Source organism: Shimia sp. NS0008-38b, assembly GCF_040370365.1.
In the GTDB taxonomy this organism is placed as follows: domain Bacteria; phylum Pseudomonadota; class Alphaproteobacteria; order Rhodobacterales; family Rhodobacteraceae; genus Shimia.
Map to the genome: position 1 here is coordinate 785,606 of NZ_BAABWQ010000003.1, position 17,482 is coordinate 803,087.

General features: G+C 56.2%; 13 protein-coding genes. 7 read left to right on the top strand and 6 right to left on the bottom strand.

Annotated elements, in window-relative coordinates:
• Positions 1 to 5 precede the first annotated feature (5 nt).
• From ABWV47_RS16040 to ABWV47_RS16055, 4 genes are all read right to left on the bottom strand, one after another.
• On the bottom strand, positions 6 to 926 hold the full coding sequence (locus ABWV47_RS16040) for a phosphoadenosine phosphosulfate reductase (RefSeq protein WP_353313601.1): 921 nt from the start codon (positions 924 to 926) through the stop codon (positions 6 to 8).
• 2 nt (positions 927 to 928) lie between these two features.
• Positions 929 to 1,936: a hypothetical protein gene (locus ABWV47_RS16045; protein WP_353313603.1), complete on the bottom strand. Its 1,008-nt coding sequence runs from the start codon at positions 1,934 to 1,936 to the stop codon at positions 929 to 931.
• Positions 1,937 to 2,020: 84 nt separating this feature from the next.
• Complete coding sequence (locus ABWV47_RS16050; protein ID WP_353313605.1) at positions 2,021 to 4,300, bottom strand: glycosyltransferase family 2 protein; 2,280 nt, start codon at positions 4,298 to 4,300, stop codon at positions 2,021 to 2,023.
• 23 nt (positions 4,301 to 4,323) lie between these two features.
• Positions 4,324 to 5,376, bottom strand: a complete 1,053-nt coding sequence (locus ABWV47_RS16055; protein WP_353313607.1) for a glycosyltransferase family 2 protein — start codon at positions 5,374 to 5,376, stop codon at positions 4,324 to 4,326.
• Positions 5,377 to 5,665: 289 nt separating this feature from the next.
• On the opposite strand from ABWV47_RS16055, the gene ABWV47_RS16060 reads away from it, so the two are divergent.
• Positions 5,666 to 7,330: an ABC transporter substrate-binding protein gene (locus ABWV47_RS16060; RefSeq protein WP_353313609.1), complete on the top strand. Its 1,665-nt coding sequence runs from the start codon at positions 5,666 to 5,668 to the stop codon at positions 7,328 to 7,330.
• Between the two features lie 6 nt (positions 7,331 to 7,336).
• Here ABWV47_RS16060 and ABWV47_RS16065 read toward each other — a convergent pair whose 3' ends face one another.
• Positions 7,337 to 8,464, bottom strand: a complete 1,128-nt coding sequence (locus ABWV47_RS16065) for a zinc ABC transporter substrate-binding protein (RefSeq protein ID WP_353313611.1) — start codon at positions 8,462 to 8,464, stop codon at positions 7,337 to 7,339.
• A 92-nt stretch (positions 8,465 to 8,556) separates the two neighbouring features.
• On the opposite strand from ABWV47_RS16065, the gene ABWV47_RS16070 reads away from it, so the two are divergent.
• Genes ABWV47_RS16070 through ABWV47_RS16080 form a run of 3 tightly spaced genes read left to right on the top strand, consistent with a single transcriptional unit; the run spans position 8,557 to position 10,590 of the window.
• Positions 8,557 to 9,048 (top strand): transcriptional repressor, encoded by a 492-nt coding sequence (locus tag ABWV47_RS16070; protein ID WP_353313613.1) that lies wholly within the window; start codon positions 8,557 to 8,559, stop codon positions 9,046 to 9,048.
• Positions 9,045 to 9,788 carry a metal ABC transporter ATP-binding protein gene (locus ABWV47_RS16075; protein WP_353313615.1) on the top strand — a complete coding sequence of 248 codons (744 nt, stop codon included), beginning with the start codon at positions 9,045 to 9,047 and terminating at the stop codon, positions 9,786 to 9,788. Before ABWV47_RS16070 ends, ABWV47_RS16075 begins: the two co-directional genes overlap by 4 nt.
• 1 nt (position 9,789) lies before the next feature.
• Positions 9,790 to 10,590, top strand: a complete 801-nt coding sequence (locus ABWV47_RS16080) for an iron chelate uptake ABC transporter family permease subunit (protein WP_353313912.1) — start codon at positions 9,790 to 9,792, stop codon at positions 10,588 to 10,590.
• A gap of 98 nt (positions 10,591 to 10,688) precedes the next feature.
• Here the strand turns inward: ABWV47_RS16080 and ABWV47_RS16085 are convergent, their stop codons facing one another.
• A complete protein-coding gene (locus tag ABWV47_RS16085) occupies positions 10,689 to 11,933 on the bottom strand; it encodes a serine hydrolase domain-containing protein (RefSeq protein ID WP_502959712.1) in 1,245 nt (414 codons plus the stop codon).
• Positions 11,934 to 12,133: 200 nt separating this feature from the next.
• Here ABWV47_RS16085 and ABWV47_RS16090 point away from each other — a divergent pair, with 200 nt between their 5' ends.
• The 3 genes from ABWV47_RS16090 (at position 12,134) to ABWV47_RS16100 (ending at position 17,391) form a co-directional block, all read left to right on the top strand.
• Entirely contained in the window at positions 12,134 to 15,076 is a 2,943-nt protein-coding gene (locus tag ABWV47_RS16090; RefSeq protein ID WP_353313617.1) for a calcium-binding protein, read from the top strand.
• Between the two features lie 123 nt (positions 15,077 to 15,199).
• Positions 15,200 to 16,027 (top strand): glycosyltransferase family 2 protein, encoded by an 828-nt coding sequence (locus ABWV47_RS16095; RefSeq protein WP_353313619.1) that lies wholly within the window; start codon positions 15,200 to 15,202, stop codon positions 16,025 to 16,027.
• Positions 16,024 to 17,391 carry an oligosaccharide flippase family protein gene (locus tag ABWV47_RS16100; protein ID WP_353313621.1) on the top strand — a complete coding sequence of 456 codons (1,368 nt, stop codon included), beginning with the start codon at positions 16,024 to 16,026 and terminating at the stop codon, positions 17,389 to 17,391. The genes ABWV47_RS16095 and ABWV47_RS16100 overlap by 4 nt, the downstream gene beginning before the upstream one ends.
• Positions 17,392 to 17,482 lie beyond the last annotated feature (91 nt).

Below are 17,482 nucleotides of genomic sequence, written 5' to 3' on the forward strand. Positions count from 1 at the left end.
AGGGGTCAGTTTCCCAGTTTGAGACGTGCAGCGCGCAGGGCCTTGCGAAAATTTGGCCCGCGCCGACGCGCCAGAACGGCTGAACAGTAGCTGGCAATCACCCAAGGACGCCCGTCTTCCAGCACAGTTTTGAGCATTTCTTTCTGGTAGCGTGTGACATCGCGGCGGCTGCGCATCATTGTATAGAACACGCTGGTGGTCATCTCACCCGCCACACATTTTTCCACAACCGGTTTTAGCTGCCCCATCAAAATCCAGAGAGACGCGATCCGGTGGCCCATATAACGACATCGGTATTTGCGAATGTTGTCTCCGCGAAACAACGCCGCGTGCATGGCATCAATACCCATGCGTGGATCGTAAAAGATGCTGACCTCTTTGGCAGAGGCCAGCAGATCAGGCGCGTATCCATATCGCCCATTGAAGTCCCGCCGCCATGCTTTGCGATAGCGGGTTTCCCAGCTGGCCACTTCACGATCCAACGTCGCTTGGGGTGAGATGCAGATTACGGTTGCGCCCGGCGAAGCAGACGAAAACACAGACGCAGCATAAGCGCCCATCGAGGCCCCATAGAACACCACATTGTCGAATTTCTCAAAGAAACCTTCGTCACGCAAACGGTCGAAGAAATCAAAGACAGCTTCGTCCCGATACCAAGTCCAGTCATGCGCCATCAGGCCCAGCATGGACCAGCCGCGCGAAGTTACAAATCCATGCCCCCAAGGCATCCGATCTGCGCCGCCCTCATAGACATGATCAAGATTCTCAAACGTCACAATCAGCGTGGAGCCTTGCTCGACGTAAAGCGCGGAGTGCTGTGTGCCGAGCTCCTCAAAGAAGCCCTGCTCCGCGCCGAGTTGCTTTAAATTGCTTTTCCAATCAGCTTGGCTGGGCGCGGGCTCAGTTGTGATGTCACCATCCGCCACGCTCAGCCCTCCTGAAAAAGGCTCGGCGCGCCTTCAATCAGCTGCGTACGCCATTTTTTGATCAGGCCGGTTTCGACCAAATAATCGCGAGAGAGTTTCTCCACCGAGGCCTCTCCCTTCAAAGATTCTATCGCCACTTCCGCTTGGAAAGCCGGGTCAGAGACCTGCGCGATATGCGTGACCTTCTTGGCCGGGATCAAAGCAGCGTCTGGATCGATGTCATGCTTAACCATCACCTTATGCATAAATGAGCCCCGGCGCGGACGGTTGTCTTCTTTCTCTTGCAGTCGCGGCTTCATCCGGCGGGCCCAAAAATGTACGCCACGGGTGTCTTCAGTCAGCCAGTCATTTTCGATGTCAAATCGGCTCTGAAACATCTTGTTCCGGTCTTTAAACGACACTGGATAGAAAGCAGCTTGAGGCTCTGCATATTTGATCTCGCCGGACTCCTGCAAGAAATGGGTAACGGCTGCTGGCCCCGTGAACCCCCAATTTTGCGCCGTCATATGAACCGGGCGCCCTGCATCTCTTTCATCTTGCAACTCTTTCTGTTGCCAAGGTTTCAGCCATGGACCAATGGCGTATTCATCCTCAAAAAATCTGAGCATCGCATTGAGTGCACGGGATGTCTTTGGCAGGCCCAAAACGGCGTTACAGACCAATCCTTCTTTCTCCCAACCAAACACCGACTTACGCGTGTAGTTGAAAGGGCGATAACAATAGACATCTGCATCCACCCAGATCTTGTCGGTCTTCTTCAACATGTTCAGCCGCCAAAGGTCGGCATGAATCGCCGGACTGCCCGTGCGCACGTGACGGTGCATGGGGTCTCCGGGGAAAATTTCAGCGGCGTCTGCACTGTGCACGCCCTCCGGGAGATTCTTTATCTCTTCGTAGCTGTACAACGTGGTGTGATGGCCCGCATCCGCGAAGGATTTCAGGCAGAGTTGCTCCAGCCACGACAACTGGCCGCCAATCCACAGCGATGCAATCTCGGGAAGCTTAACCATATCACCTCAACCTTTGTTCTTGATTTGGAAACAGTTTACGCCGAAACCCTTGGCCTGTCTCCGGAAATTCAACGAAAATTCGCTCTAATGCGCTGTGTCTTGCTTGTCCACTGTGAAGAAAAAGTCTTCTGGCAAGTCACGCTCCACCACCCAATCGGGCACCACTTCGGGGCCAGCAAGGAAGACATTGGCGCCAAAATGCGGATGAAGTCGTGCCAATCGCTCCTGACGAGGCCCTGTGAGATCTTCATAGAACTTGGCATAGTTTGAGGTTTCTTTAAGCGCGTCAATTTTTGCCCGGTGACGATCCACGGAAAATGCATGTGCTTCTGCGATCTCCGGATCAGACATCAGCCGGTCCATCTCGTCTTGCATCGCGGGAATCATGCGCTGAATGGAGAGATCTTCTTCGGTGTTGTTGTTCATGCGGAACCAATAGGCCATGCCTTGGTCACGATCGACGTGGTTCACGCGGCCGCGATCGCGCTTCACCAAGAAGCTCTCAGCGGAGCGCACCGCATAGTGGTTAAGCTGCACCAGGTCGTACCCGATTGTGTCAGCCGTAGAGCGCCAGGCATTGCGATACATATCTTTGGGCAGCGGGCTGCCGGAGCCATTGACCCAATTGATGTGCGACCAAAGCTGCGGGTTCAGCCCTTTCGGACGGTGTACACCCAGCTTTTTGAACAACCCGATGTTGCGATACAATGTCTTAAACCCCCAAGCCTGATGCGGTTTGCGCGTCATTTCCCGCGCGCAGCGGGTGAACTGCGCCATTAGGGGTTTGTCGTGGTACTCATGCACATCTGAGTTGCCAAACAGCCGCCATGTGCAAGAAATCAGGTTGGCATCACCCACCGCTTCAAACAGCGCAGGCAGAGTGCCGTTGCCGGTTTTGACGTTGATAAATTCGTCAACATCCATCGAGATGACCCAATCAGCTTTCTGGATCACTGGCTCGTTTTCCCCCGCCTGAAGTGCGGCGTGTTGGGGTTTTAGGTTTGTGCCTTTGAAGGGGTTTTCGCGATGTTGAACGAAGCCCTTGCTTTGCAACAAATCCAAAAAAGTGTCGGTGCCGTCGTTGCAATCATTGGTGTAGACCAGCACGTCTTTGACACCGATGGCACGGTGGTAGGCCAGCCATTCCAAGATGAAGGGACCTTCGTTCTTCATACAGGTGATGATGGCCACATCATTGTCGCTTGGATCAACTTTCGGCTCAGCGATTTCAGGCATGCGCAACGGTTTGTGATTGAACCGTCGCTTGGACATCTTCAGCAGCTCAGGCGCTTCGATGAGCGAGGTTTTGGGGACAATCGCCCATTCGTCTGAAATGTGGCGAAATCCCATACAGCGGTAGAATTTGAGCCACTCCCCTTCTTGTGGACGCGTTCCGACAATTCGAATGAGACGCCAAACCACATCTGGGTTCGTTTTGGCGGGGGCAACAACCCAACGACGTCGCATTTTAGTGGCATCAAATTGCACACATATATGGTCGCCATGGCGCACCGGCTCGCCGTTTCTGACCCGCCAAGGATAGCTATGTTGCCCAACCAAAGTAACGACGCCTGCGGTGGATTTCACAGCCATATCAAAGAGGTTGGCCCCTTTGACGTCGCTGCCTTTGGTTTGGCTCACGACGTCAGACACATCAAGAAGCGCGACAGCCCGCGCTGTATTCAGCCACCGAAAACGGATCATCTCAATGATTTGCAACTCCGCCAATGGTGAGTCCCACGGGGAGGCCTCCGGGATGTCCATCCGATCTTTACCGGGGGCATCCGGCGCGTTGATCGGGTGCGACTCAGGGGGCTGATCATCGTGGCCAAGCGGCACATCAAAGCGCAATACGGTGAGTTGCTTCAGACCGCCAATATCAGACAGCCCTTTCTCAACATCCTGTATATAGGCTGTATCCTGCCCCGGCCTTGCCCGATCCACGATCACGGCTGCTTGCAGTTTGTGGTGTTTCGCGTGGAACTTCAGCCATGCCAAAGTTGCCTCCGCCGCTTCACCATTCCGCACGGCAAGCGCCACGTTTAGCCCTTCAAATCTCTCAAAATCAGGGGCTTGAGCCACGACATCAGAGACAATCCCACGAACGTTCAGCGTGGGATGTGTGCCGTCATACGCGACGCGTAGGATCAATCCGTTGCTGATGCTCTTGGACGCGATAATCTGCGTGTCGCCGGTTCCGGCCACATCGTCGGCCTCTGTTCCCGAACGAAAAAACATCTGCGCCTGAGGCGTTTGTGCCTCAGGATCCCGAACGCAGGACAATAACGTCGCACCAGACATGTCCACATGTCCAAGTTCGCACAGTTGAAACACCGCTTTGCCCATCCGCTGAAATCTGCCCACTGGTTAACCTGCGCCAAGCGGCACTAGGCGTCATTTTTAATTGTGTTTTGATACCACTTTACCAATTGCATCTGCAAATGTCGTGGCGGGACTTGGCTGCTCCCTGCACAGAGAACCTGTGACATGAGCTCCTGAACATCCGCCTGAGTTATCAATATTTCAAAACGCTCTTGATGCCACGCGACACCTTCTTCATGCAGTCTACGAACATCCTTAAGCTGAAGAATCTCATCCAACACGGCCTGTGTTGCAGGTGCCATGGCATCAATCGAGGTGTTGATCTCTGTGTTGAAGTTGCGCTCAACCCAATAAGACAAATCCACCGGTTTAGACACCCGATTGGGCAGACCTCGATCCCGCTTCACCGCAAAGGCAGCGGCGGTGCGCACGGCGTAGTGATTGAGTTCCACCAGATCGCGGGCCACACCCAACCCAAAAAGCGAAAGGCGGCTTGGCGTTTGCGCCAAGAAGGAATGCGTGGGGGCTCCAGAACCGTCCACAAAATTTGGAACACGGGATTTCTCCGGGTCCTTTTGTTTGGGGCGGTGCACGCCGAGCTGATTAAATGGACCTGATGCACGGAAAAGCGTCTTAAACAGGCTGGCGGCCACCGGGTATTGGGCCTGTTCAGGAATGCATCGCGTGAACTGCTGCGTGACGGGAATGTCTTTGATCTGGACCCGATCATTGTTGCCATAAAGGCGCCACGGCAAGACGATGGCGTCCGTGTCATTGGGCACTTTTGCCAAAAGGTCTGGTATGGTGTGTCCCGGTGCATGAATGTTCAAAAACTCATCAACGTCAGAGACCAAAACCCAATTGGCCTGTTTGCGCAGCGGATGTTTCCACGCGTGACGCAAGGCCTGCCATTGGATGCTTTTGTTGGGCACTCCGACTTGGGGCACATGGGTCACGATACCTGCCCGCATCAACGCATCCAGCAACACATCTGTACCGTCATCACAGTCATTTGAGTACACAAGAAAATCCGTCACCCCCGCGGCACGATGGTGCGCGATCCACTCCAGCAGATAGGGCGCTTCGTTTCGCACCGATGTGACGCTGAGTATGCGCAAAGCTAAGCTCTCTTTGGATCAGGATTTCTACTCAATATCACAGGCTTGTGTCAGACAAACCGGCCGCAAAGATTTCTTTTGCAAATGAGTCCTTGTGGAAACACCTTCTTTGTTGCTGGCTGTTGGTTGCAAAATTATCGGAAAGTGATTTGCGGAGCATCGCAGAGGCCCTATGGTCATAGTGTAAGGTGAAAACGCGCCTACTCGGAAGGGTTTGATGTTTCTTTCATGCAAATCTGACAAAGCTGTTTTCACCGCCACTCAGACTGCCACATCAATGAGACAGCTTATGCCATTTTTGACCCGCACCGGTTCCGTTTTACCCAAGAGTTTGCAGCGCCAAGCACATAGTGCCGGTAAGGATACGGTCAGCCGGCGTGAATTTCTGGCATTGGCCAGCGCGTTTGGCGCAACTGGCTCGACGGCCTATGCCATGCTTGGGCTGACAGCCCCTGCGCAGGCATCACAAGGTGGTCAAACCGGCGGCACAATCCGTATCCAGCAAGAAGTTCGGGCACTGAAAGACCCCCGCCTGTTTGATTGGCCTCAGATTGCGAATTTCACCCGTGGCTGGCTTGAGAATTTGGTCACCTATGAAAACGATGGCACGTTTCGCCCTGCGCTGCTGGAAAGCTGGGAGATTTCAGAAGATGCAAAAACCTACACGCTGAATGTCCGCAAAGGCGTGCATTGGAACAATGGTGATGCGTTTACGGCCGCCGACGTAGCGCGCAACATTGTTGGATGGTGTGACCGAGATGTGAGTGGGAACTCGATGGCAGGACGATTTGCCACGCTGATTGACCCAGCAACCAATCAAGCGCGCCAAGGCGCAATCGAGGTGGTAGACGACCATACCGTGCGACTGCACCTTCCTAAGGCCGATGTGTCGTTGATTCCTGGAATGTCGGACTACCCGGCTGCCATTGTGCATGAGAGTTTTGACCCGAAAACCATGCTGGAGAATCCGATCGGAACCGGGCCATACCTTCCTGAAAGCCTAGAAGTTGGAACCCGTGGTGTGCTGATGAAAAACATCGCGCATGACTGGTGGAATGCGGGCAATGGAGCATGGATGGATCGTATCGAATTTATCGACTTCGGCACCGATGCCGCCGCATGGGCCGTTGCCGCCAAGGCCGGTGACATCGACATGACTTACTCCGTCGATGGTGAATTTGCCGACCTGATTGGCAGCTTGGACGGATGGATCAAAAACGAGGTGATATCGATGGCCACCGTGGTTGTGCGCCCCAACCAGTTGGCCAAGGTAGACGGAAAAACACCCTTCGCGGACCGGCGGGTCCGTCAGGCAATATCGCTTGCAGTGGACAACGAAATTTTGCTCGAACTTGGCAACAATGGCAAAGGTCAGGTTGCCGAAAATCACCATATTGGCCCGGCACACCCCGAGTATACCAACATTGGGCAACCCGAGTATGATCCCGTCGCCGCCCGCGCACTTCTGAAAGACGCTGAAATGGACACATTTGAAATGGTGATACATACCATCGATGATGTGTGGCGGAAGAACACGACAGATGCCGTTGTGGCACAGCTGAGAGATGCGGGATTTCAGGCGAGAACAAGCGTGGTTCCCGGCAGTGAATATTGGGCGAACTGGAACACCTATCCATTTAGCACAACCGATTGGAACCACCGCCCGCTGGGAGTGCAAATCTGGGCGCTTGCCTATCGCAGCGGCGAGGCATGGAACGAGTTCGGTTATGCGAATCCAGCATTTGATGTGCTGTTAGACGAGGCCCTTGGTACTTTGGACATCGCCAAACGCCGTGCGTTGGTGGCAAAGGGAGAGCGGATTCTTCAGGAAGATGCAGTGACCATCCAACCGTATTGGCGGGCACTGGCCAATCACACGGTGGAAGGTCTTAGTGGCGGGGCGCATCACATTTCTTTCGAAATACGCCCCGCTGAATTGCGATGGTCCAACTGACAGCAATTAGCTTGAGGACAGGCAGGCCTCAAATCGATCAGCCACGTTGCGGATCAATTGTGTGTAATCAGGTGACGTCAATGCCGCGCCCAAAGGATCGAGCTCTTCTGAATGAAGTGACAGACCGTCGCTGATCGCGCGCACCACTTTGTCGTTGTACTGCGGCTCGGTGAACACACAGCTGATATCATGCGCATGAAGCGTCTCGCGCACATTGCTCAGGCGTGCGGCGCTTGGTGCTTCAGCGTCACCTGCAAGAATGGCGCCGGAAGCAGTCAGCCCAAAGCGGGTTTCAAAATACTGATATGCGTCGTGAAAGACAACAAAACCGGTGGTTTCAAACGGGGCAAGTTGCGTGGTCACATCGGCCATAAGTTGGTCAATATCCACTTGACCGGACTGTGCATTTGCACGGTAGGCAGCCGCGTTATCTGGGTCCACTGCCGCTAATCTGTCAGCGATTGCGGACAGCCAAAATTGCGCGTTCTTCGGGTCCAGCCACGCGTGTGGGTCTACGCCGTCGTGGTCATGATCATCATGTCCTTCATGCGCGTGATCATCATGATTTTCTTCGCCGTGGCCGTCATGATCATCATGACCAATTTCTTCAGCATGTGTGTCATGCGCCTCGTGCTCGTCATGCGCCTCGTGCTCGTCATGCGCCTCGTGATCGTCGTGGCCGTGCTCGTCATGATTGCCATGCTCTTCATGACCCTCATGGTCCGCATGATCATCATGGTCATCATGCGCATCGCCGTTTTCAACCAAAGCGAGCTTTAGGAAGGTCTCACTCTCACGGAATTCAAGCTCTCGGGTACCATTGAGGTGCAGCAAAGAAACCGTTTCGCCGTCAGACACCAGACTATCGATGGCTTCGTCCATGGCCGGGGACAGCTCTTTGCCAATCCAAAAGACCACATCGGCATTTTGCAAAGCACGTGCCTCAGAGGGGCGCATCGCATAGGAATGCGGTGACTGAGTCGCCGGAAGCAATTGGATCGGTTCGCCCACGCCTTGCATGACTTGGCTCACAAGTGCTTGTACTGGGAGAATATCTGTTACAACGTTGGGTACTTCAGCGCGGGCGGGCACAGCCAGCATCACAGCACCAACCGCCAATGGGGTAAATCGCATGTGGTCGATCCTTTTACATCATCGGGGGTTGGCTCTAGTGTATATGTTATACTATATCAAGACACAAAATACCTAGTCCGTCGGGGGACATCATGCACACAGTTGGATTTGGACAACACGACCACGCGGCCTGCGTCGGCAGCGGTTTGCGCGCGGCAGAAAGCACTTGTGCAGAACACGGGTTGCGCTTGACCAAAGGGCGGCGGCGGGTGTTGGAAATTCTGCTGCAAGAGCATCGCGCGATGGGTGCGTATGACATCCTCAGCATCCTGTCTGACGAAGGGTATGCTTCCCAGCCTCCTGTTGTTTATCGTGCACTGGATTTTTTGGTTGTAAACGGTTTTGTACATAAAATTCAGAAGCTTAATGCATATGTAGCGTGTTCTCACCCTGGCGATGAACACACCCCTGTGTTCCTGATCTGTCGCGCTTGCGAGACGGTGGCAGAAACCACCGCCTCCCTGAAGGCAACGCTTGGAAAAGCTGCAACGGAAATGGGGTTTGACATCGAGACCACTGTGGTGGAAGCGGAGGGACTGTGCCCCGATTGCAAAAAGTCGCGCGGATCTGGTGATACCGTATGAGACTGGTCACCGTTAACAAAATGTCGATCAAGCGCGGCACGCATCAGGCGCTAACCAAAGTGGACTTCACAATCGACAAAGGTGAAATTGTCACCATTGTTGGTCCAAACGGCAGCGGAAAATCGACGATGTTGCGCTGTATCATTGGCGCGTTGAAACCTGATTCCGGCACGATTCTACGGGCGGCGGGCATGCGCATCGGATATGTGCCTCAGCGGCTTTCCATTGATGCGACGATGCCACTCACGGCTTCTCGCTTTTTGTCTTTGCCCGCGAGACGTCCAACGTCTCAGGTGACTGAAGCGCTCGCACAGGTGGGCGCTCAGGGTCTTGAAGATCGCCCTATGGCAGGACTGTCCGGTGGCCAGTTTCAACGTGTGCTTTTGGCGCGTGCGATCATGGATAAGCCGGACTTGTTGATCTTGGACGAACCCACAACGGGGTTAGATCAGCCAGGATCAGCCGATCTATACACTCAAATTGAACAAGTCCGTCGCGACACAGGCGCCGCTGTTTTGATGGTCAGTCACGAACTGCATGTGGTGATGAGCGCCTCTGACCGTGTGGTCTGTTTGAATGGGCATGTGTGCTGTCATGGTACGCCTGAAATTGTGGCATCAGCACCAGAATACCGCGCGCTATTTGGTACGGGCACTCATGGCGCACTGGCGCTATACCGCCACGAGCACGATCACAACCATGATCACAGTCACGACCACGATCATCACGGAACGCATTGATATGTTTGATGACTTTCTGATCCGCGCCCTGTTCGCCGGGGTTGGCGTTGCTTTGGCAGCAGCACCCTTGGGATGTTTTGTTGTATGGCGCAGAATGGCGTACTTTGGGGATGCGACGGCGCATGCTGCGATTTTGGGAGTTGCGCTGTCTTTGGCTTTGGGAGTTTCGGTGTTTGCTGGGGCGATGGCGATTGCTTTGGCGATGGCCTTGACCGTGTCCAACCTGTCAGAAAAGGGCTTTGGCGTTGACACCTTGCTGGGTGTTTTGGCGCATTCGGCACTGGCGTTTGGCTTGGTGGCCGTGTCGATGCTGGACGGTGTGCGATTGGATCTGATGTCCTACCTCTTTGGGGACATTCTGGCCGTGAGCAAAACCGATCTGATGGTGATTTGGGGCGGTGCAGCCCTCGTGGTGGCGCTGATGATCTGGCGATGGCAGGCGCTCTTGACCGCTACATTGAACCGCGATCTAGCCTATGCAAACGGCATAAACCCACATAGAGAACAACAGGTTATGACCTTGGCGTTGGCCATAGTGGTGGCCGTCGCCATAAAGGTGGTGGGAGCGTTGTTGATTGTCGCAATGCTGATTATTCCGGCGGCAGGCGCACGCGCGCTGGCCCGGTCACCTGAGGCCATGGCCTTTGGCGCCGCAGCGCTTGGCGCGCTCTCGGCAGTGGGCGGCTTGATGGCCTCCTACCAACTAGACACACCTGCGGGCCCGTCGATCGTGTGTGTGGCGGCCGGGCTCTTTGTGCTGATGAATTTGGTGCAAAAACTGCGCAGTGCTGTGGCGCATTAACCTGCTTTTGGCACGTCGGTATCCCGTCTGTATCGCGACTGTTTTACGGAGGTGGGCCTATACATGCGCGGTGCAGCGTTAACCTTTGCTGTGACCTGTCAGTTGGTCAAAGCGCCATGTACCAATGCCTTTAGCTGAGCACGAGTCGGGTAGGAACTTGACGGAGACAGCTGCGTAAAGAACACCACCGAGAGCGCGGTCGCCGGGTCGACCCAAAAGAAGGTTGAGGCCATGCCGCCCCAACTGAAGTCCCCGACGCTGCCGGGACAGCGCGCCCGGGCTGGATCCAACACAACCGCGCCGCCGAGCCCAAAGCCCATGCCATCCATCGGCTGTTCAGCAAAGCTTTGCGGTCCCATGGCAGCGATTTCGCCGGGAAGATGGTTGCGCATCATAAACGCCACGGTTTGTGGTGACAGCAGACGCGCATCCCCCAACGCGCCGCCCCGACGCAGCATCTCAGCAAATCGCAGATAGTCATCCATGGTGCCAACCAATCCCCCTCCGCCGGAATAGGTCTGTGCATTCAGAAACGGGGACCACACATTGTCGTCCACCAACCGCAGTGTGTTGGCCCCGACCTTCGCTGCGTTCAGCCCCATCGCATCACCTTCAAGGGGCGTATAAAGATCGGCAAACCGAGACTCGGTGCCGGGCACCACCGAAAAGCGAGTCTCCGACATGTTGAGAGGCTCAAGAATCTCGGTCTCCAAGAACGCCGCCAGCGATTGGCCGGTCACCACTTCAATCACACGGCCAAGAATGTCGATGCTGACCGAATACTCCCAGCGCGCGCCCGGCGCGAAAGCCAAGGGCAAGGCTGCCACTTGATCGACCAGCGCCGACAGCGGGCCTTGGTTGGGTTTAAACAGCAGATCGTGTTTGTCCATTTCTGCCGCCAACACACCGGGGTTAAACGGGTAGCTGAGGCCACTGGTGTGCGTTGCCAGTTGATGCAAACTCGGCGTGGCGCAGGGCGCTGTTTGATCAAGCGTGGTCGCCCCATCAATCAAGGCGCGGCATTTGGCGAAGGCAGGTATGAAATCAGACACCGGCGCGTCCAGATGCACAAGGCCCCGCTCCACTAAGATCATCAAGGCAACCGTGGTGATCGGTTTGGTCATAGAATAAATGCGCGCAACGGTGTCACGCTCAAATGGGGTTGTTTTGTCCAGACTGCGCAGACCGTTGGCGTGATCAAACACCACATCCCCCTCGCGTGCGATCAGCAGACCACAGCCAGCGTATTTCCGGTCGGAGACCAATTGATCCATCCAATCCGAAAGCACGCCCAGCCGCGCAGGGTCAAACCCACGTGCGTGCGCCTTTGCCACACCGATCATTGCGCTCCTCCCAAATCCTTGCGCTTGCATCAAAGACTGCCTCTTGGTGGCGGTCTCCGGCAAGCTGGTAAGACTACGTAGTTCAGTGACGGTTGCGCCACCAACAGCTAAGTTTGACATGACACATCTTTGAGCCTGCTTGGAATCGCCGCATAGTGCCCCGACAGGATCACTGCAAACACCGTTTGGAAAAGATCATTATGAGAACGATGCAACGGATCAAACGCGGGATGGCGGCGGCGGTGTGCGCCGTTGGGTTGGGCACGGCCGCAGCTGCGCAGACTGAAGGCGTACAATCCGAAACGGTCTATATCTTCGGCAACAGCTTGGTGCATCACCTTACAGATAGTGATGAAACCACTGTGCCGCATTGGATCGGGCGCTTGGCGCAGGCAGCGGGCACCACATTTCAAATGGATGGCCAGTGGGGCTTTCTGAGGGATTTCGCAGACAGTGACACACCCAAAGCGGACTGGCGGTTCAAAGAGGTGGCGCAGGGATGGACCCGGCAATACCGCAACTTTGCTGATGTGCCATGGAGTGCTGTGGTCATCACACCTGCCAATTTCATTCAGCGTCAGCCCCCTGACCGGGCCTATGGCGGGAACAATCCCGACAACCTCTCACCGCTTTCGGCAACTTTGTCGGTAATAGACACGATGCAGGAACAGGTCGGCCCCGTTCCATTTGCGATCTATGAGGGGTGGGCGTTGATGGGCAATCAGGTCTCGCGGTTCCCACCGGGGGCGCGGCAGCTGCGCAAATATTATCGCTACAATGCGGGCGACTACCACAACTGGTTTGACGACTATGTTGAGATGCTGCGCGCGGCGCGACCGGATACAGAGATTGATTTGATCCCCGTGGCCAGCGTGATGGCGGAGCTGTTTGATGGCGGTGTTTTGGACGGGATACCGGCGGAGGCGCTCTATTCCGACGACGCGCCGCATGGCACGGCAACAACCTATTTGCTGGCGGCTGCGATCACCTATGTGCATCTCTATCAATCAGAGTTGCCGCTCGATATCGCATTGCCGGACAGCATTCATGTGGATGTACGCACCTATTGGGAGGCTGTGCGGGATGAAATTCACCGGTTGGTGCTAAAGCCCGAACAGCAGGCCACAGCGCAACCTGTTTCCGCAGCCCCGGTGGAAACACCCGCGGCTGAGGCCCCAAAGTTGGCGGGACTGGGGTTAGCCAATCCCGCCTTGGCAATGGGGCTGGAGCCGATCACCGATTGGTCACGTCAGCAGCCGTTTATCAACCGCATGAAAACGGCGCGGCCATGGATTGGACATGTTGGCGAAGGCTGGGGCGGGATCCGTTTTGAAGACCTCATGGACCGTGGATTGCTGGATGACGACGGTTGGGTTTGGGGCATACCCGATGACATTGAGGCGGTGGAAACGCTCATCCTCACCGATCAATCTGAAGCGGCGGACGGAATGGCGGGGCGCTACCGGGTGACGTGGCAAGGCACAGGTGAACTCACGTTGACCGGGCGGGCGCGGGTGACGGCACAAGCGCCCAACGAGATCTGGTTTGACTATGCACCAGGTGACGGGTTGGTTGGGCTCCGGATCAACGCAACCGATCCTGAGCGGGTGGGCGACTACATCCGCAACATCGTGGTGGTGGCGTTGCCACATGTGCCGCTTTGGGAGGCAGGGGCGGTGTTCAACCCGGACTGGCTGAACGTCATTGATGATTTGCGGTTGGTGCGGTTCATGGATTGGATGCAGACCAATGGCTCAACGCTCTCGGCCTGGGACGCGCGGCCCCAGGTGAGCGATTTCAGCTATAGTTGGCGCGGTGCACCTGTGGAGGTGATGGTGCAATTGGCCAATAAGATCGGCGCCGATCCGTGGTTCACAATGCCCCATCTGAGTGATGCAGAGTTTCAGACCCAATTTGCCACCTACGTGCACGACCATCTGGATCCCGGTTTGGTGGCCTATGTCGAATATTCCAACGAGCTTTGGAACTGGGGCTTTGAGCAGGCGCAATGGGCGTTGCGCGAAGGAGAAGCACGTTGGGGCAAAGGGCGCGATGTGCAGATGCAGTTTGCCGGGATGAAGGCAGCACAGAATGCGAAACTGTGGGGTGAGGTGTTCGGCACCCAGAGTGATCGGTTGATACGGGTTTTGGCAACACACACCGGTTGGCCGGGCTATGAGGCCGGTTTGCTTGACGCGCCTTTGTGGCAGGCGGAGGGAAATCGCGCGCCGGTCAACTATTTTGACGCCTACGGCGTGACCGGATATTTTGGCGTGTCACTTGGCATGGAGGACGGCGCGGCAACTTTGCGCGGCTGGCTGGACGCGGCCCGTGCGACGGCGCAAGCAGAGGGGGCGGCGCAGGGGCTTCAGCGTGCCGCCCTGACAGCCTACGTGGAATCGCACAAGTTTGACGGGGTGTTTGCACAGGCCGTGGCCGCTTTGCGGGCGGGTGATCTGCGGCAAATGACCGAAGAGTTTTGGCCCTATCAGGCGCAGCTGGCACGCGATCAGGGCCTACATTTGGTGATGTATGAGGGCGGCAGCCATGTGGCCGGCGTTGGGGTGCAGGCCAATGACGACGTGCTGACCGAGTTTTATATCGCCTTCAGCACCAGCGAGGAGTTGGCGCAGCTTTATGACACGCTGCTGAGCGCTTGGCGGGAGATTGGCGGGCGCAGCTTTAATGCGTTTACCGATTTGGGGCGGCCCAGCAAGTGGGGCAGTTGGGGGCATCTGAGGCACCTGTGGGACACGACCCCGCGCCATGATCGGCTGACGGCATACAATACCAAAGGACCGCATTGGGACGAGGCGCGCGACGAGGCGGCCTTTTTGCACGGTGGGATTTATCTCGGCAGTGATGGGCCTGACCGATTGGAAGGCACCGGCAAACGCGACGTGCTGTTGGGGGCTGGAGGCGATGATGTCTTGGTGGCCCGTGGGCGTGGGGATTTGTTGCACGGTGGGCAGGGCTCAGATCGGGTGGTTCTGCCAGGTGTCCGCGCAGACTATCGATTTGAGCGCGATGGCGCGCGGGTGCGGGCTGTCGCTGATGGGCGCATCTATCTGTTGACCGACATCGAAGGCGTTGCGTTTGACAGCGCCCCCGCTTTGGTCTTGCCCATCGCCGGGCTTCTGTAAGATCTCACCGTATAGGGCTTTTGGGGCACAGGATGTGCTCACCGCCCAAAACCCCCTGCCCGGCCGCTGCCTGATCTGATAGTTTCAGGTCAAAAGCAAAAACAGTGTAAGGCAGCCCAACAGGTGTTGAGCATTCTCATTCCCGCCAACAACGAGGCCGCGCATATTGGCGTGTGCCTTCAGGCTGTTATGGCCTCGGACGGGCCGCAGGCCGCACAGATCATTGTGGCGGCCAATGGGTGTAGCGACGACACCGCCAAGATTGCCAAGAGTTTTGCCGGCACGGCCACTGCCAAAGGATGGACGCTCGACGTGCTGGAGTTGCCCGCGTTGGGCAAAATGGGTGCGCTCGATGCGGCAGATGCCGTCGCCACCTTTGACACACGCGCCTACTTGGATGCCGATGTGATTGTGGACAGTGCTCTGATGGGGCAAATCGCCGAAGCGCTCCTCCATACGGACACGCCACGCTATGCAAGCGGTGCATTGCGCCTCGCTCCTGCAGAAAGCAAAGCGACGCGCGCTTATGCGCGCATCTACGCGCAGGTGCCGTTTGTCATACACGGGGTGCCCGGTGCCGGGCTATATGCCGTCAACGCGGCGGGCCGCGCACGATGGGACAAGTTCCCCGGCATTATTTCTGATGACACCTTTGTGCGCCTGAACTTCACACCCGAAGAACGCATCGGTGTTGCTGCTGGCTATGACTGGCCGCTGGTCGAAGGGTTTCGCGCGCTGGTCAAAGTCCGACGACGCCAGAATGCCGGTGTCGCGGAGGTGGCGCAGAGATTTCCCGAACTTCTTAAAAACGATGACAAATATCGCCTCTCGACAGCACAGAAGTTGAACATGGCGCTGCGCGACCCGCTTGGGTTCTTGGTTTATGCATCCGTCGCGGTTGCGGTGAAAGTGATGGGGCAAAGCCAAAGCGGTTGGGAGCGCGGTCGATGAGCCGTCTGCAGAATCTGACACGGGGAGACTCGCTTGCAGCACGTGCGGTGCGCAGCGGGGGGTGGACCGTTTTGGGCTTTGGTGGCGGACAAGCGCTGCGGCTGGCCTCCAACCTCATCCTGACACGATTGTTGTTCCCCGAAGCCTTTGGCGTGATGAGCCTCGTTTGGGTGTTTTTGCAAGGTCTCAACAACTTCAGCGACATGGGCGTCACACAATCGATCCTGCAATCCAAACGTGGTGAAGATCGCGACTTTTTGGACACGGCGTGGACCATTCAAGTGCTGCGCGGCGTGCTTTTGATGGTGCTGACGTGGGCCTTGGCCGCACCGGTGGCGGCGTTTTATGACGCTCCCGAGCTGGCGGAAATTCTGCCCGTGGTGGGTGTTGTGCTGTTGATCACGGGATTGGCCCCAACCAAACGCGACACGGCAAACCGCAACCTCACCTTGGGACGTGTCACCTTGATCGAATTGGCGGCACAGAGCTGTGGTTTGGTGGCGGGGGTTCTGATGGCCTGGATCACAGCGTCGGTTTGGGCCTTGGTGGTCAGCGCCATGACCACGGCGATTGTCCAGCTGGTGTTGTTCACATTTGTTTTGCCCGGCGCATTTAACAAACTGCGCTGGGAGCGCAGCGCCGCATATGAGCTGCTGCATTTTGGCAAATGGATTTTCCTGTCAACGGCCGCAGGTTTTCTGATCAGCCAAGGCGACAAAATTGTCTTGGGCAAACACCTCAGTTTGAGTGCACTTGGCATCTACAACATCGGTTTTTTTCTGGCCTCTGTGCCGCTGATGCTTGGCAGTGTTTTGGTCAGACGCTTAATGATCCCGATCTACCGAGAGAAACCGCCGCAAGACAGCCCTGAAAACCGGGCCGTGCTCCATAAAACCCGCGTTTTACTGAGCGCGGGGATGATGGGGCTTCTGCTTGGATTTGTGGTTTTGGGGGTGTGGCTGGTCGATGTGTTGTATGATCCCCGCTACGCGCTTGCCGGTGGGGTGGTCGTGCTTCTTGGCGTCATGCAGCTTCCGCAAGTGGTGACGCTGACCTATGATCAGGCGGCCTTGGCGGCAGGTGACAGCCGCAGTTTCTTTGTCCTTGTCGGGACCCGTGCGGCCTTGGTGATGACTGGACTGATCTTAGGTGCGGCGCACTATGGCCTGATTGGCGCGCTTGTTGGCCAAGGGTTGGGCATGGCGTTGTCCTATATAGCGGTTGTGCGTTTGGCCCGGTCGCATGGCGCATGGGATGCCCGCCACGATGCGATTTTCTGGGCGGTTGGCATTGGGATAGGCGGTCTCGCCTTTTGGCTGCATTCTCACGCAATTTATAGCCTTTCTGCCCTCAATTTGCCCTGATTTCACCTTCCTCGTGAACCCTCAGGACTTTATCGTAAGCTTAAGATCCGGAGTCGCCCCATAAGACAGTGACCCATGAAGGCGCAACGAA

Bases quoted from the DNA above. Each gene is read 5' to 3' on its own strand.
- ABWV47_RS16045 (WP_353313603.1), bottom strand. From the start codon at position 1,936: ATGGTTAAGCTTCCCGAGATTGCATCGCTGTGGATTGGCGGCCAGTTG.
- ABWV47_RS16060 (WP_353313609.1), top strand. From the start codon at position 5,666: ATGCCATTTTTGACCCGCACCGGTTCCGTTTTACCCAAGAGTTTGCAG.
- ABWV47_RS16065 (WP_353313611.1), bottom strand. From the start codon at position 8,464: ATGCGATTTACCCCATTGGCGGTTGGTGCTGTGATGCTGGCTGTGCCC.
- ABWV47_RS16070 (WP_353313613.1), top strand. From the start codon at position 8,557: ATGCACACAGTTGGATTTGGACAACACGACCACGCGGCCTGCGTCGGC.
- ABWV47_RS16075 (WP_353313615.1), top strand. From the start codon at position 9,045: ATGAGACTGGTCACCGTTAACAAAATGTCGATCAAGCGCGGCACGCAT.
- ABWV47_RS16080 (WP_353313912.1), top strand. From the start codon at position 9,790: ATGTTTGATGACTTTCTGATCCGCGCCCTGTTCGCCGGGGTTGGCGTT.
- ABWV47_RS16085 (WP_502959712.1), bottom strand. From the start codon at position 11,933: ATGATCGGTGTGGCAAAGGCGCACGCACGTGGGTTTGACCCTGCGCGG.
- ABWV47_RS16090 (WP_353313617.1), top strand. From the start codon at position 12,134: ATGAGAACGATGCAACGGATCAAACGCGGGATGGCGGCGGCGGTGTGC.
- ABWV47_RS16100 (WP_353313621.1), top strand. From the start codon at position 16,024: ATGAGCCGTCTGCAGAATCTGACACGGGGAGACTCGCTTGCAGCACGT.